Genomic DNA, 17,477 nt, shown 5'->3' with positions numbered 1-17,477 from the left:
AGTAGAGGGAATGCTGAGTGTAGTTTCAATGCAGGAGAAATCTCCTGTACAGCAGTTGTAGCACAGACTGCCGTTGGGGTTAGGCTTAAAGTGTTATTCACAACGAATCAGATTAGGTTCAATGGTAATGTTCCAGAACGCTAATTTAGGCAAATTAACAATTATGCTGATTTAAAATAAATATTAATTATTTAACTGCGTTATCTCGCTGGTAACTGTGAAGACTAGTTGTCATTCAAAACATCCTGAATACAAAATGGGCCCGATAATCCGGGCCCATTCCTCTAACAATGCTTGCTTATCAATAAATACTACTTCTTTATTTTCTTTTCCATTTCTCTGATCACCGTCCACAAAACACCCGCTTCACCTCTGAAGCTCGATGACCCCTTGGGCTCATTTGCCGGAGTATACCACTCATAAAACCCATTGTTCTTTATCACACGATCCAACATCGGCTGCAACGCATCCAACGCATAATTCAGCATATCGTTCCGGAGCAGCTGCTGCACCATTCGACCACCAAACCATGTCCAGTCGCCACCATTCTGGTAACTCCATGGTCCCATACCTTTATTTTTGAAATACCCCTCGGGATATACCGGGTAAATAGTCAGTCCGATTGTTGCTGCGTTTGCAGCTTTTACATTCTCCTGCATTTTCAGGTAAGATGTTTTTATTTCCTGCTTGCTCAGCAATCCTGCTTCGATGGCGATCGCAGTTCCGCCATGATAGTAAATTGCATTCTCATCAAATGAAGCAGGGAAGGGCGATCCATTCAAATAAATATGCGGAACAAATTTCTGATTCTTACTGTCCCAGAGATGTTGCCTGATATTGGTGCTCAGTTTCTCTTTGATGTTTTTCCAGTAACCGCGCTGTTTTCCAGAGAGCTTGCCGATCTCCAGCAAATCATTGATCGCAATCACAAACATCGCATTATCGTAGATATCGATGGTGAGATGTGAGCTGCTGTCGAGTTCCACTCCCCAGTCGTGTTCGGGCTGAACATCGCCCCAGTCAACGGTGGTGGCTCCCCAGATCAGGCCGTATTTTTCAGTCCATCTTTTTTGAATGAGGAAGTTCAGGGCATCTTCCAATCCCTGCTGAACTGTTTTTCCATTTACAGTATCAGTGAGTATCGATTTATCTTTTGTGTTGCGGATGTACTTTGCGATCGCCTGCACCAGCGATGTTTCCTGATCTGTTTCTACTGTGTTCTTATGTCCTGCATATTCAGGCGCAAGCCCAGAGTGATAATATTTGTAGCCGCCTCCTGCTTTTGCAATGGGTATGTATCCATCGAGAATACCACCATCGGCTTGCTGAAACTTCAGAAAGGTGAGCAGATGTTTTTTGATGATTTGCCGGTCGTTCACTTCACAGGCCACATCGATGAAAGTATTGAGATCCCTGATCCACACTTCACCATATCCATCACCTGCTGTAAAACCGCTGCTGATCAGCTTTTCAGCCATTTGTTTTACAGGACCAGACGCTAACAAATAAGAAATTACTTTTTTCCGGGCTTCAACCAGTGAAGGTTCATTTAAAGGGTCGTTGATTGTTCTTTGGGTAACCACTTTATCGTTTTGTTGCTGAGCAATTGCATTGCCAGCAAAACTTATGGCCGCAAAAAAGAACAAGGCAGGTTTTAACATTGCAGAAAGAATTATTGATGATGAATGAAGTTGATAGTCCATCTACCTATGCTAACAATTTCGCTTCAATTTCTTCAAGCGTCTTGCCCTTGGTTTCAGGTACATACTTCAATATGAACAGAAAATATACTAAACAAATGAATGCGAATACAAGGAAATTATAATAGGCTTTATCCCCGAAATAACTGGTGAGCACCGGAAACAGATACACCACTCCAAAACACGCCACCCACAAGGCTGTTGTTGCCACAGACACTGCCACACCACGGATAGCATTTGGAAATATTTCTGCAATCAACACCCAGGTCACCGGTGCTAGGGTAGTGGCATAAATCGCAATCAATATCAACACCAGAATAGTCACCAGCGGGCCCTGCAGCAGATTGAAGTAGAAGGCACCTGCAATGGCTGCCAGCATAATACTCATGCCGATGCTTCCGATCAGCAGCAGACTGCGTCTTCCGATCTTATCTACCAATCGCATCGAAAGCAGTGTGAATACCAGATTCACCAACCCGATCAGTACCTGCTGAAACAACTGATTGCTCACATCCATTCCTGCCTTTGCAAAAATGATCGGTGCATATACGAACACCACATTGGCTCCGGAGATCTGTTGAAACACCGCCACTGTTACACCAACTCCAACTATCAGCAGCATACCCGGTTTTACGAGCGCAGCAAGAGAAGATTTTTCTGTATTTGATTTTGTCTGCCCACGTTGCTGCAACCATCGCGGACTCTCCGGAAGAAACAATGCAGATACAAAGAATATCGTTGCAGGCAATGCTGCCGAAGCAAACATCCACCTCCAGTTATTTGTCTGATCAGCCAGCAGGTAACTGCTCACATATGCCAGCAATATGCCTACCACAATCGCCAGTTGATTTACCGACACCATTCTTCCGCGTATATGGGCCGGACATATCTCCGCAATGTACAGTGGAGACAACATAGAAGCCGCTCCCACAGCCGCCCCTGCAACAACACGTGCAATAATGAGATTTGCATTCGTACTTGCCAGTCCCATTGCAACAGCCGAGATGGCGAAGATCACTGCTGATGCGATCAACGGCATCTTTCTGCCGAATCTGTCTGCCAGATACCCTGTACTCAAACTACCTGCAATACATCCGATATAGATCGAGCTGCTGGTAAATCCCAGCTCTGCATCCGATAATCCAAAATGTGGTTGTAAGAAAGGAATAGTTCCTGAGAAGATAGCAAAATCAAAACCGAAGAGCAGTCCACCGAGGGCAGCCACGATACTGATCAACATGGGGTAGGCGGGTTGGCGATTCATATAGCTGTTAGTTTGTGAGGCCTGAAATCGTTGTTGCTGCACAAAGTTATTTTCTTCCATCAGGCAAAAAATGCAATATCCGATGGAAGGGATGGACTATTTTACATTTTATAGTTAAACCTCGCCCTGTATTCTTTGGGTGATATGCTCATCACTTTGGTAAATAACCGGGAGAAATAATAAGGATCTTCCACGCCGATATTTCCCGCTATCTCCTTTATCCGAAGATCCGTGAACTGCAGGTACTGACAGGCTTTCTGAATTTTCAGATGATTAAAATATTCAATAGGAGAGAAGCCCGATTTCTTTCTGAACAGATTTGAATAATGTGATACCGATACATTCACCTGCGCCGCCAGATTCTCGAGACTCAGCGTTTCCCGGATATTTTCCTGCATGTAAAGAATGGAACGATTAACGATATCCTGCGAGCCATCTTCTTCATCTGTATCATTGAACACATCAAAGAAGAAAGATGAAAGAAAATGCGGGAGCATCATGTTCACAAAAGTGAGATTGTCCTGCCCGTATCCACGCTCGAGATGTTTGTACATATTGTCGAAGAGTGCAATGCGCTGCTGATTGAAACGCACACTGCCTTTCCATGATCCTGTTTTTGTCCAGAAAGATTTCACTGCTGCATCTGCCACAGCCCCTTTGAAATGTATCCAGTAGATTGTCCATGGTTTCTTTTCATCGGCCGCATAACAATTGTTCCTGCCGGCAGGAACAATGAAGAAATCTCCCGGATGGATCTCATATTTTTCATCGCCGATCTCCACCCATCCTTCGCCTTCTGTATTGTACACCAGTATATGCTGATCGATCCCCTTTTGCCTTACTCTGTAGTGGAACCGGGCCTTGGGATAGTATCCGATATCAGTGATATAAGCTCCTGCTATCACCGGATTCTTATGACAATACTGCAATGTGATGCTGGCAGGAAGCACTATCGCTTTCTGTCCCTGGAATCCATCTTTTTTCTTTTCCATCATAGCAGGCATCGTTTTCGTGTACAATAATAAGTGAAAGCATTAGAATATAGTCCATCATTTTAGAATTACTGTCCATTTTTAAAATTGAGTGTCCGGTTAATTTTGTTCCAAACGATTTGCTGATTCAAACCGAAACATTCACGCTTATGAACCAACAACTGCCAGAAAGCGGAAAAGGATGCATCATCGGAACTGCTGCCGGTATGTTCTTTTCTCTGCTGCTTGCATCTGCCTCATTACAGGCAGCCCCTTCAACTCCTCCCGAACACAACAATTTTTTCAGGCAAGATTCGCTCCGTGTAACGGGCACCGTGTACGACAATGCAGGTGCTCCGCTGTCCGGCGTGAGCATTCAACTGAAAGGATCGGGTACAGGCACTACTTCCAAAGAAGATGGAACATTCTCCATTCCCGTTGCTGCAAGGCAGGGTGTGCTTGTATTCAATTACGTAGGCCTCGCTGCAAAAGAAGAGATCATTGCGGGCCGCAGCACCATCAATGTGTATCTCAAAGACAAGAACGCTTCTCTCAAAGAGATCGTTGTTGTTGGATACGCCAACAAAACCAAATCCTCTGTTACAGGAGCTATCTCACAGATAGACAATAAAGCTTTCGAATCACGTCCTATCGTGAACACCGCTACTGCTTTGCAGGGAGCCATACCCGGACTCACCGTAATGCGCGGAAGTGGCGCTCCCGGCAGTCAGGGTTACGATCTGCAGATCCGCGGCTACTCATCCGTGAACGGAAACAAGCCGCTCATCCTCATCGATGGAGTAGCGGGCGATCTCAATTCCATTAATCCGGACGACATCGCAAATCTTACTGTTCTCAAAGATGCCGCCGCTTCCATCTACGGAGCACGCGCTGCCGATGGCGTTATTCTCGTTACCACCAAAAGAGGCAAGAGCGGTGCACCCACTGTAAACTATTCCGGCAACGTTGGCCGTAAAACACCTTCTTATCTCAAGAAGGTAACCACCACCCAACAATTCGCTGAAATGACGCATGAGTCGCTCACCAATGTAGGACTGCCCGGTGTGTCTGATGAAGTATTCAAAAAGATCAAAGACAAAGCAGCACCCGATCCCGATAAAGGATGGGTTACCTACCTGCACGATTACCCCGGTTTTTATACAGACAATAACTGGAACGATATCCTCTACGGCAATGCCATGCAGCAATCGCATAACATTAGCGTAACCGGTGGCGGAGAGAACAGCGCGTATCTTTTCTCCGGTGGATACCTTAAAGACAATGGCGTTTTCAAATACGGCAGCAATCATGCAGATCGCTACAACCTGCGCATGAACTACGATTTCAAGATCCTGAACAAGATCAATGTGCAGACCCGCAACAGCTACGTGTACGAAGAAGTAACGGAACCAACGCTGTGGAAAGACATGATGTCGAACCTGCCACGCACTTTCAACTTCATTCCGCTGCATAACCCGCTGGGACAGTATTACACATATCAGGGATACGTAAACCCGGCACAGCAGCTCGATGAAGGCGGCACAAGAAAATACGGCAGCAATAATTTTTCGTTCAACGTAAAAATGGATGCCGAGATCGTCAAAGGACTGAAAGTAACGGGCCTCGCCGGCATCAATATCAACAACTACAACGACAAAGCCATTACCCGTACTTTCGATCTCTATAATTACGAAGGTGGACTGCAGGGACAAAGAAACCCGCTGAACTCCGCCTACTACCTGAGTCAGAAAGACATCTACCATACGTATTCGGGCTTTATCGAATATGGAAGAACCATTGCCAATGTTCACCAGCTGAGTCTGATGGCAGGTACTTCACTCGAAAAATTCCAGAAAGAGAATATCGAAGTAACCGGCTCCAATTTCGTGGGTAATGAGATCTTCACCCTCAATCTCGCCGATAAAACCAAGGCAGACTACATGGGTATCGGTGGCGGAAACACAGACTGGGCGCTGGCTTCCTACTTCAGCAGGTTCACTTATGCATACGACAACAAACTGTTCCTCGATGCAACCATCCGTGTAGACGGCAGCTCCAAGTTCTCACCAGACAAACGCTGGAGCGCGGCATTCCCCGCTGTGATGGCTGCATACACCATCACGCAGGAAAAATTCATGGAGCGTCTCAAATGGCTGAGCCACCTGAAGCTGCGTGCATCGTGGGGACAATCGGGCAATCAGGAGATCGGAGCATTCAGCAACTACGGCTACATTCCGCTGATCTCAGTAGGTGGCAGTTATCCACTCGGCAGTCCCAACACCAAAACACCGGGTGCAGTTTCGGAAATCGCTTCCACCACCAGAACATGGGAAACACTGGAGACCACCAACCTCGGCATCGATTTCGGATTCCTCGACAACCGCCTCACCGGTAGCCTCGACATCTACGAAAAAAAGAACAAGAACATGCTGGTGAATGTGCAGGTGCCTGCTACACTCGGTGGCAGTGCACCCACACAAAACCTTGGAGTGCTTTCCACCAAAGGATTTGAGTTCACACTCGGCTGGAAAGATCAGATCGGCAAATTCCGCTACAGCGTTACCGCTATGCTCAGCGATATCAATAACAAACTGATTGAACTGAAAGGCAACGACGTACTGAGCATGGGACTCAACTACACGCACAAAGGTTATCCCATCAACAGCTATTTCGGATACGAAGCAAACGGCATCATCCAGAATGCAGAGCAGCTGGCTGCTTACAAACAACTCGGCAATGTGCCTTCCAATATCGGAGTAGGAGATATGATGTTCAAAGACATCGACGGAGATGGAAAACTCACGCCCTACGGCGATCCCACTAAAGGATCGAAAGGTGATCTGAAATATCTCGGAACCGTGTTGCCACGATACACTTATTCGTCCAATATCAGTCTCGCTTACGGCGCATTCGACCTGAATGTACTGATACAAGGCGTAGGCAAACAGGTGAACATGCGTACCGGATCATTCGCTACACCCATGAGCGCCATTTACTTTCAGCCGCTCGATTATTTCTATGGCAAATCCTGGACGCCGGAAAATACCGGAGCACAGTATCCTCGCCTGATTCCCGGTGCAGTGGGCTTCGACAATATTTACAACTACAACTGGCAGTCGAGCAGCATGCGGATCAACAACCTCGCTTATCTGCGTTTCAAAGTGATCACAGTAGGATACAATTTACCTGGTGAACTCTGCAAAAAACTCCGTCTCAGCAGCGCCAGAGTGTATCTGAGCGGACAGGATCTCTTCACCATTTCAAAAGGAACATGGAACAATTCCTTCGATCCTGAAGAAGGATGGCAGAGACAGGATGAACAAACTTACCCGTTCACCAAAGTAACCTCCATCGGCGTAAACATCAAGTTCTAATCAACACTCAACCGCATTGCAATGAAAAGGATCATCCATCTCTCCATATTCGCCCTGGCTTTGGGAAGCTGCAACAAAGCGCTTGATCTCAAACCCAAGGATACGCTCTCCGATGCTACATTCTACAGAAATGCAGCAGACTTCAAACTGGGAGCGAACGCATTGTATCCTTCTCTGGAAGGACTCAATTTCAACGATACCCAATCGGATATTGCATTCAATACCGCCAACTCCATCAGCGATGGCACTTACCTGCCTCCTGAAACCTCTGGGGACTGGAACAACGCTTACTACTATATCCGCATCGCCAATAATCTTGTTGCCAAGAGCGAAGGCAAAACAGACCCCGGCATCAAACGGTTTGTAGCGGAAGCAAAATTCTTCCGTGCCTACAATTACTGGAGCCTGCTGGAACTGTTCGGCGGAGTGCCCCTCATCACTACCGTGCCCACTGTTGAAGATCCTGTACTGTATCAGGCGAGAGCATCGAGAAAGGAAACAGCGGACCTCATCATCAAAGATCTCACAGAAGCCGCACAGGATCTGCCTTCCAGAGATGCACTCATCAACGACGATCAGGGAAGGATCACTAAAGGAACTGCAGATGCATTGCGTGCGCGCGTAGCGCTCTTCGAAGGCACCTGGAGCAAATTCCATTCCGATGGCGATGCAAACAAGTACCTCGATATCGCTATCAGTGCAGCCAATGATGTGATGAGTGGAAATCAGTACAGCCTGTTCACCGGCAAAGGCGCACAGAGCTATCGTTATCTCTTCATCGAAGAAGGTGATAACTCCAGCGAATGCATCCTCGACAGAAGATATGAAGTGAATGTAGACGGACAAGGCTTTCCTTATTCCATCGATGCAACCTGCTATCTGCCTACACGCAAACTCGCGGATATGTATCTCTGCAAAGACGGGCTGCCCATTACTGCGTCTCCATACTTCAAGGGATATGGAACCATTTCATCGGAGTACATCGATCGTGATCCGCGCATGACCATGACGATGGTAATTCCGGGTACTTCCATTCTTCGTCCGTTCAACCCCATTACGCCGATAGTGAACTGGCCTAACTCGCCACAACGCAATGGCAATACGGGTTACATCACGTACAAATACATTTCTGAGAACGTATACGGCAATACCAACAATGGCGTCAATTTCGGGTATGACAATCATATCATCCGCTACGCGGAAGTGCTGCTGATCTATGCAGAAGCAACCTTCGAAAGAACCGGAGCACTCAGTGATGCAGACATGAACAAAAGCATCAACCTCATCCGTTCACGCGTCAACATGCCTGCGATGACCAATGCATTCATCACCCGCAACGGTCTCGATCTGCGTACCGAGATCCGCCGCGAACGCAATATCGAGCTGGCACTCGAAGGTTTCCGCTACAATGATATCCGTCGCTGGAAAACTGCCGAAACAGAAATGACGCAGGCTATCAGAGGCATCAAAATAAAAGGAAACGACTGGCAAACCATCGCTCCATACAACGGCGCAAGCTATCAGAGCAGAACCGATGCAGATGGTTTTCTCATTGCACAACCTGCTTCTGCCAGAAGCTTCGATCCTAAGAAACATTATCTCCGTCCCTTACCAACCAGAGAGATCGCGCTGTATCAGGGAAAGCTTGCACAGAATCCATTCTGGTAAAGATTTGATCATTCAGGAAAACTATTGAACATACTATGAACGTCAGAGCCTGGGAAGAAAAAGTGGTGATACCTACCTATCCTGTGGGAGAGCCCGTGAAGCATCCAATGTTTTTTGAGAAACGCATTTATCAGGGAAGCAGCGGATCTGTGTATCCTTATCCCGTGATCGAAAAGATCGGTGATACCAAGGAAGATAAAGAATACACAGCCATCTATCTCGAAAACAAATATTTGAAGATCATGATCTTGCCGGAGCTGGGTGGGAGAGTGCAGATGGCTTACGACAAGATCCGCCAGCGGCATTTCATCTATTACAATCAGGTGATAAAACCCGCACTGGTAGGGCTTTGCGGGCCATGGATCTCTGGCGGCATCGAGTTCAACTGGCCACAGCATCATCGCCCCGGTACATTTTCTCCTACCAACTACACCATCGAAAACAATGCTGATGGAAGCAGTACGGTTTGGGTGAATGAGATTGAAAGGATGAGTCATACCAAAGGAATGGCAGGGTTTGTTTTGCATCCGGACAAAGCCTATCTCGAAATACGTGCAAAGATCCATAATCGCAGCAGCCTGCCACAGACTTTTCTGTGGTGGGCCAATCCTGCGGTGAAAGTGAATGATCATTATCAGAGTGTATTTCCTCCGGATGTAAATGCAGTGTTCGATCATGGCAAACGGGACGTAAGCGAATTTCCGATAGCTAAGGGAGTATATTACAAAGTGGATTACGCACCGGGTACAGATATTTCCCGTTATAAAAATATCCCGGTGCCCACTTCGTATATGGCGGTGCAATCGAAATTCGATTTCATCGGTTGTTACGAGCACGATACAAAAGCCGGCATGCTGCACGTAGCTGATCATCATATTTCGCCCGGAAAAAAACAATGGACCTGGGGCAACAGCGATTTTGGTTTATCATGGGATAGAAACCTTACGGATGAAGATGGACCGTACATCGAACTGATGACGGGCGTGTTCACCGAAAACCAACCAGACTTTGCCTGGCTGCAGCCCAATGAAGAAAAAACATTCGAGCAGTATTTCATGCCTTATGCCGGTATCGGTGCAGTAAAGAATGCAGCGAAAGAAGCGATGGTGAATCTCGAACTCGAAGGCAACAAAGCCACCATTGGAGTGTATGCCACGGCTGAATATGCGAATGCATCGGTTCGTTTGCTTGCCGGTAAAGAAATCATTGCAGCAATCGATACAGATCTTAGTCCTGAAACATACTTCACTACGGAATTGCTTCTTCCATCGGGTATTGCAGCCACTGATCTGCTGCTCGAAGTAAGAAGCCATACAGGGATACTGCTCATCAGTTATCAGGCGGAAGACTTCAGTGCACGTCCGGTTCCCGCAGCTGCCACTGCAGCCCCTGATCCTGTTGAAGTAAGCACAGTGGAAGAACTTTACCTGCACGGCCTTCATCTCGAACAATATCGCCATGCCACATTCGATCCGATGGATTATTACAGAGAAGCATTGCGCCGCGAACCCGGCGACAGCCGCACCAACAATGCGGTTGGATTGCTGTTGCTTCGCCGTGGTCAATTTGAGCAGGCGTTACCTTATTTTCAAAGAGCCATAAAGACCCTAACCAATCGCAACAACAATCCGTACAGTGGTGAATCGCATTACAATCTCGGTCTATGCTATCGCATGATGGGCCGGTATGATGATGCATATGATGCGTTCTACAAATCCATCTGGAACGATGCATTCCAGCACAGCGGTTATCTCGAACTCGCCCGCCTTGCAGCACGTAAAAAAGAGTACACGCTTGCATTGCAGCATATTGGTCGTTCACTGGTGCGCAATTCCGAGAGCCACACTGCACGCCATCTGAAAGCAGTATTGCTGCGCAAAACAGGCAAGATGGATGAAGCCAAAAACTGCATCAAAGAAGCATTGCAACAGGATACATTCAGTTTCGGATGTATGTTCGAACAAGCACAGCTTACCAACGATGTGAGTTCTACTGAACAGCTGCAACACCTGATACAATCAATGCCGCAGCAATACCTCGAATTCGCACTCGACTATGCGCATGCGGGTTTCTATGAAGAGGCGGCGACACTTTTGCAACTGCATACCAGAGCAGAGAAAGAAATCTACCCAATGGTGCTTTACTGCCTCGGCTGGCTGCATCAGCAAATGAATGATCCGGAACGTGCTGTACAATATTTCAAACAGGCGAGTCAGCAAAAACCAGATTACTGTTTCCCTAACAAATCTGAAGAACAGATCATTCTGCAATCTGCGCTGCAACTGAATAGTAGCGATGCAAAAGCATGGTATTATTTCGGCAATCTATGGTATGCACGCAGGCAATATGCAGAAGCCATTCAGTGCTGGGAACATTCTATCGAACTTGATGATCAGTTCCCCACCGTACTACGCAACCTTGCGCTGGCCTGCTTCAACAAACTCGAAAATCCGAAACGTTGTCTGCAATTGCTGGAACGCGCATTCGGATTGCAGGAGAACGATGCACGCCTGTTGATGGAACTCGATCAGCTCTACAAAATTCTTAACTACCCGGCAGCAGACAGGCTTGCCACACTGAAAAAATATCTCAGCATCACCGAAGAACGCGATGATCTCTATCTCGAAATGATCACGCTGTACAACTCCCTCGGCGAATATTCCACTGCGAGAAAACTCATTCTCAGCCGCAACTTTCATCCATGGGAAGGAGGAGAGGGTCGCGTGATTTCACAATACCTCAGTTGTCATATCGAGCTTGCCAAGCGAAGCATCCTTGCAAAACGATATAAAGAAGCGATGGTACTGCTGGAAGCTGCAGACCAATACCCGCCCAATCTCGGAGAAGGCAAACTGCCCAATGCACAGATTAATGCCATCAGCTATCTGAAAGGCATCATTTATCAGGCAACAGGAGAGGAGGACAAAGCTAAATTATGCTTTGCTGCAGCAACTACCGGAGCCGGGGAACCCGCGCTGGCTATGTATTACAACGATGCAAGCGCCGATCAGTTATTCTATCAGGCACTCGCATATTTTGAAACAGGCAACAACGAAAAGGCAAAGACCATCTGCCATCAACTGATTCAATTCGGACTGCAACACTGGAATGATACCGTTTCAATTGAATACTTTGCAGTATCCTTGCCCGACCTGGCGGTATTTGAACAGGATCTGAACCAGAAGAACAGGCTGCATTGCAACTACCTCACAGGGCTCGGAGAACTTGGACTGAACAATATGGACCGTGCATCGGAATATTTCAGCGATGTACTGAAACGCGATGCACATCATCAGGGAGCCATGATCCACCGGAACATGATTCCATTTTTACAAAACCGATTTCAACATTTCAGCATAGAAAAGTAATTGCCAATGTTAAGAACCACCTCACTATTCATCGGACTGCTGGGCACTTTCACTGCATCGGCTAATCTGGCGCAGCAAAAGCCCAAAGACACCACCATTCGTATCGATGGCCGATCCAACGGAAGAATATTCGAAGGCATCGGTGCTGTAAGTGCCGGAGCATCCTCCCGATTGCTGATCGATTATCCCGAACCATATCGCAGCCATGTACTCGACTATCTCTTCAAACCCGGATTCGGTGCGGGTTTCGTGTATCTCAAAACTGAGATCGGCGGAGATGGCAATTCCACCTGCGGCTCCGAACCCAGCTTCGCGAGAACGAAAGAGGAAATGAAAAATCCCAATTTCAACAGAGGTTACGAATACTGGCTCATGCGCATGGCCGCGGATCGCAATCCCAATATCGAACTCGATGCACTGGAATGGACCATGCCGGGATGGTTCAAACAAATATGGGGACAGGATAATGCAGACTACATCTCCACTTTCATCGATGGTGCCAAACACTGGGGCCTCAACATGAAATACATTGGAGGTTGCTGGAACGAACGCACTTACGACCGCAACTGGATTGTTGATACACTTCGTCCAACTCTCAACAAAAGAGGATACTCACACGTAAAGATCGGCGCTCCCGAAGGAGCGGGCAGGGCATGGGCTATTTGCGAAGAACTGGTAAAAGATCCAGTTTTCAGAAACTCCATCACCAGTGTAAGCTACCACTATCCTGATTCGTATATGTGGAGACCAGGCACGGAACTCGCCGGCAAAACAGCTTTCGAGACAGAGCTTCCGCTCTGGTCGGGAGAAGATTTTTCTCTTCCCGGCGCTCCATGGAAGAATACCACTTATCTCGCAAAGAATATACTGCGTTGTTATATCAGGCAGCAGATCACCAAAGTAAATCTCTGGTGTCCCATTGCATCGATGCCCGATAATAGTTGCTTCTCTAATGTGGGCATCATGAAAGGCGTTAGTCCATGGTCTGGTTATTACGAAGTATGGCCAACCATCTGGGCTGTGGCACACTTCAATCAGTTTGCAAAACCCGGCTGGCAATATCTCAACAGCGGATGCGGACTGCTCGCCAATGATGGTGCTATCTGTACTTACAAAAGCAACGATGGCAATAACGACTACAGCATAGTTGTGGTTACAGGCAGCGAAGCGCAGAAACTGAATTTCGATGTAAGCAATCTCAATGGAAAACAATTGCAGGTGTGGAAATCGAACAGCAAGGCACAGTTCATTCAACAGGCTGCACTCAAACCGGTGAACGGAAAATTCAGCATCACGCTGGAGGCGAATGCCATCTACACCATCACTACCACAAAAGGACAACAGAAAGGATCGCACAAGATCCCCGCCCAGACTGTATTTCCGACTAGCTATGCAGATGATTTCAATAGTTATGCCATGGACAGAGCACCCTTGTCTCCGAAATATTTCTACGACAATTCCGGTGCTTTTGAACTAATGCAGGATGCCAGTGGCAACAAGTATCTCCAGCAATCGCTGATCAATGATATCACACACTGGATACCGGATTCCTGTGCATTCACCTACGTATCGCAGGGAACAGATTGGGAAGACGGAAGCATTTCATCGGATGTATTCGTGAATGAGGATGCATTCAATGGTCCCGGTTATGCCGGACTGATCATGCGCGCCGCATACGACAAAGGCGGACAATCACTGATTCCATTCGGATACCGTTTCATGCTCTTCAAAGACGGCAGCTGGCAACTGAAAAATAAAACAAGCGTACTGGCATCAGGCAAAACAACAGCCGGTGTCTGGCACAACCTCAAACTCAGTTGCAAAAAAGATCTTATCGAAGGATACATCGATCAGCAGCGTGTAGTGAGCATCCGCGATAACAGTTGTCTGCTTGGCGCTTCGGGATATGTATCTGGCTTCAACATCGCTAAATTCGATAACCTGAAACTGAATTACACGCCTAACGAAGGAAAGATCGTTTCTGACTGGGCAGCCACCACAGCGTCTTCCGACAGACAGGCGCAGGAGGCATGGTTTGCTACGGACATCAACAGTCTCTCCAAATGGCATGCAGCAAAACATGATGTGGCGCAATGGCTTAAGATCGATCTCGGATCTGTAAAGAATATCACGCGTGTTGAAAGCTGGATGGAATACTTCAGTAAGCCAACGCAGTATCTCATCGAATATTCAACCGATAACAAGAACTGGAAAACATTTGCAGACAAACAAAAGAATACAGTGGCCCATAACCCATGTTATGTAGACAAGGGCAGTGCAAAAGCACGCTGGGTGCGCATTACAGTGCTGCCGCATGCGGAGCGCAATTACATAGCTATTCACGAGTTTAAGGTATACAGCAATTAAGGATCAGTACCCATGAATCGCAAAGCAGGAAGCTGCCCCCGCAAGGAGGCAGCTTCTTTGCTTTTTTTACATAAATTGCCCCAATGAAAAGAGAAGAAGCATTGGAACAGGAAAGGAGAATCCTGCTTGAACTGGGAAACGACATTACCAGAGTCCGGGAAAAAAATGACCTGCTCACACTTTTCAAACTTCGCATAAAGGGGCTTTTCCATATCACCCATACAATTGTAACGCTCATCGATCATAAGGAAGGCACTTATACTCCCTTTCTGCTCGACAACGATGGGTCACCCATCAGATCACATAACAGATACGATGAAATGGTGCAATCGCACTTTTCACTGAATGAGCCATTCATTCAGGCAGTACTTCAGTCAGAAGATCCCACCTCCTTTTTACTGAAGGAGATCATGGATAAACCGCAGAGTCCGCCTTTCCTCAGGGTGAATTATGAGAAAGGCGTTCGCGAGATCATGATGACCAAACTCATGAAAGAAGGAAGGCCGATGGGCTTCATCCATACTTATACAGACAAACCCGAAGGGTTCAGTACCGGATTCAGAAACCTGATGAAAGGCATTGCGCCACAGTTGTCGAGCGCAGTATCCAATATCATCAAGAACGAAGAGATACTCAAGAAAGAAAAAGAGAAATCGTTCCTGCTCGATTTCAGCAGCAATATTGCAGCAGTAAGAACCAGGCAGGATCTGCAGCAGGCTGTTCGTACTGTTATCAACAAAATGGATCAGAAAAGCGGTTATGTGATCCGCAGGATCAATGACGACGGTGTAACCATGAGTGCATATATCTTCGACTATGGCAATAAGCAGCACGATCCCAAAATCATCAAAGCGCTGGAGCAGGACCATTATTCCATCAACGATGGATTGCAGAACCGCATCATGAACAGTCCAATCCCGTTAATGCTGAATGTAGAACGTGAAATACAACGTGGCATCAGAGCAGATTACCTGCATTACTGGAAGCAAATGGGATTCAAAAACTTTGTTGGTATCAGATTGCGCAACGGCGAAACCAATATAGGTATGCTGTTGCTCAATATAGAAGAGATCAATGTGCAGTTATTGCAGGGCATCTGTGCACAAATATCTATCGCCCTCGCCAATATCATGGCTAATGAACAGGTGAGCAAAACGCAGGAAGAACAGTCGTTTCTGCTTGCCTTTAGCAATGATATTACACAGATGCGAACTAAGGAGGATCTGCAGACTGCCATCCTTACTGTGCTCGACAAAGCGCTGGGTACAAGGCTTGCCATGATCCGGGTGATCGCGGATGATGGTCTTCATATGCCCATTTTCATGTACGATGCCACAATATTCGACAATGCCAAAGCGCTGTTCGGGAAATTGGCTGCTGTACAGATAACGGTAAAGGAAAGTTACACTTCCAAAGTTCTTGCCAGCAGAGATGGGCTCATATTCAATGTAGAAGAAGAACTGAAAAGCGGCAATGAATATGCAAAACTCTGGAAGGCCACCGGACATAGAAATATGTATGCTCTGCCGTTGCGGGTGGGAGATAAAAATATCGGCACCATCTGGCTGCTTGCAGACCGTCTCAGCCAGTTATTGTTGCGGGGCATCTGTGCTCAGATATCGGTTGCCATCGCCAATATACAGGCCAACGAAAAGCTGCTGGCCTATAAAAAACAACTGGAAGTTGAGAACGATTACCTCAAAGAGCAGATCAAAACCATCTACAACTTTTCGGAGATCATCGGCAGTGGCGATCAGATGCAGAAAGTGTACAGACTCATTTCATTGGTGGCCGATTCCAATACCACAGTACTGGTAACAGGAGAAACGGGTACCGGAAAAGAACTGATAGCGCGTGCCATTCACAATGCTTCGCCACGGAAAGACAAACTAATGGTGAAGATCAATTGCGCAGCCTTGCCTGCCAACCTCATAGAAAGTGAATTGTTTGGTCACGAACGCGGCGCATTTACCGGAGCAATCGACAAACGCATCGGCAAATTTGAACTGGCCAATAACAGCACATTGTTTCTCGATGAAATAGGAGAGCTGCCTCTGGAAGCGCAGGCGAAATTATTACGTGTGATACAGGAACGCGAATTCGAAAGAGTAGGAGGCCAGCAAACCATCCGGATAGATGTCCGGCTGATTGCTGCTACCAACCGCAACCTCGAAGAAGAAGTGAAGGCAGGAAGGTTCCGGGCTGATCTGTATTTCCGCCTGAATGTATTTCCGGTTCATCTGCCGCCTTTGCGCGATCGTTCTGAAGACATCGAAGCGCTCACACATTTCTTCATTGAGAAGTACAGCAGAAATTCAGGAAGAAAAATCAAAAAGATAGCGCCAAAAGTGATGCAGCAATTACGCAGCTATACATGGCCGGGAAATGTAAGAGAACTGGAGCACCTTATTGAACGCAGCATACTGCTCACAACAGACGGAGTGCTGGATGAAGTATACATACCCCAACATACAGGAACCGATAAACAGGAGCAGGCATTTCTGCTGAACCGTTCACTTGAAGAAGTGGAACGTGCATACATCATCGAAACACTGAAACGCTGCAGCGGCAAAATCTCCGGAGCCGGCAGCGCAGCTGAAATTCTCAAAATGCCAGGAAATACACTTCATTCCAAGATGAAAAAACTGGGCATTACCAAGGCCGATTATTTTGGCTGATCGCCTCCATCTTTCACTGTATTTAGTGAAACTCTAAGTGATTTCACGAAATACAGTGAAAAACAATGCAGCAACATTGTTTTATTT

Annotated in this window: 8 protein-coding genes; 5 read left to right on the top strand and 3 right to left on the bottom strand. The window is 46.9% G+C overall.

Annotated features, from left to right (window positions below):
• Positions 1-311: 311 nt before the first annotated feature.
• From HHL16_RS10530 to HHL16_RS10520, 3 genes are all read right to left on the bottom strand, one after another.
• Complete coding sequence (locus HHL16_RS10530) at positions 312-1,661, bottom strand: hypothetical protein (protein ID WP_240966090.1); 1,350 nt, start codon at positions 1,659-1,661, stop codon at positions 312-314.
• A 46-nt stretch (positions 1,662-1,707) separates the two neighbouring features.
• Positions 1,708-2,964: an MFS transporter gene (locus tag HHL16_RS10525; RefSeq protein WP_206022370.1), complete on the bottom strand. Its 1,257-nt coding sequence runs from the start codon at positions 2,962-2,964 to the stop codon at positions 1,708-1,710.
• Between the two features lie 101 nt (positions 2,965-3,065).
• Complete coding sequence (locus tag HHL16_RS10520) at positions 3,066-3,959, bottom strand: AraC family transcriptional regulator (RefSeq protein ID WP_240966089.1); 894 nt, start codon at positions 3,957-3,959, stop codon at positions 3,066-3,068.
• A 146-nt stretch (positions 3,960-4,105) separates the two neighbouring features.
• On the opposite strand from HHL16_RS10520, the gene HHL16_RS10515 reads away from it, so the two are divergent.
• From HHL16_RS10515 to HHL16_RS10495, 5 genes are all read left to right on the top strand, one after another.
• Positions 4,106-7,309 (top strand): TonB-dependent receptor, encoded by a 3,204-nt coding sequence (locus HHL16_RS10515; RefSeq protein ID WP_169425169.1) that lies wholly within the window; start codon positions 4,106-4,108, stop codon positions 7,307-7,309.
• Positions 7,310-7,330: 21 nt separating this feature from the next.
• On the top strand, positions 7,331-8,977 hold the full coding sequence (locus tag HHL16_RS10510; RefSeq protein ID WP_169425168.1) for a RagB/SusD family nutrient uptake outer membrane protein: 1,647 nt from the start codon (positions 7,331-7,333) through the stop codon (positions 8,975-8,977).
• A gap of 35 nt (positions 8,978-9,012) precedes the next feature.
• Complete coding sequence (locus HHL16_RS10505) at positions 9,013-12,345, top strand: DUF5107 domain-containing protein (protein ID WP_169425167.1); 3,333 nt, start codon at positions 9,013-9,015, stop codon at positions 12,343-12,345.
• A 6-nt stretch (positions 12,346-12,351) separates the two neighbouring features.
• Entirely contained in the window at positions 12,352-14,712 is a 2,361-nt protein-coding gene (locus HHL16_RS10500) for a discoidin domain-containing protein (RefSeq protein ID WP_169425166.1), read from the top strand.
• Between the two features lie 83 nt (positions 14,713-14,795).
• Complete coding sequence (locus HHL16_RS10495; RefSeq protein ID WP_169425165.1) at positions 14,796-17,390, top strand: sigma 54-interacting transcriptional regulator; 2,595 nt, start codon at positions 14,796-14,798, stop codon at positions 17,388-17,390.
• Positions 17,391-17,477: the final 87 nt, after the last annotated feature.

This window comes from Pseudoflavitalea sp. G-6-1-2 (genome assembly GCF_012927185.1).
Lineage (GTDB): Bacteria > Bacteroidota > Bacteroidia > Chitinophagales > Chitinophagaceae > Pseudobacter.
This window is presented reverse-complemented; position numbering and strand designations above follow the sequence as displayed.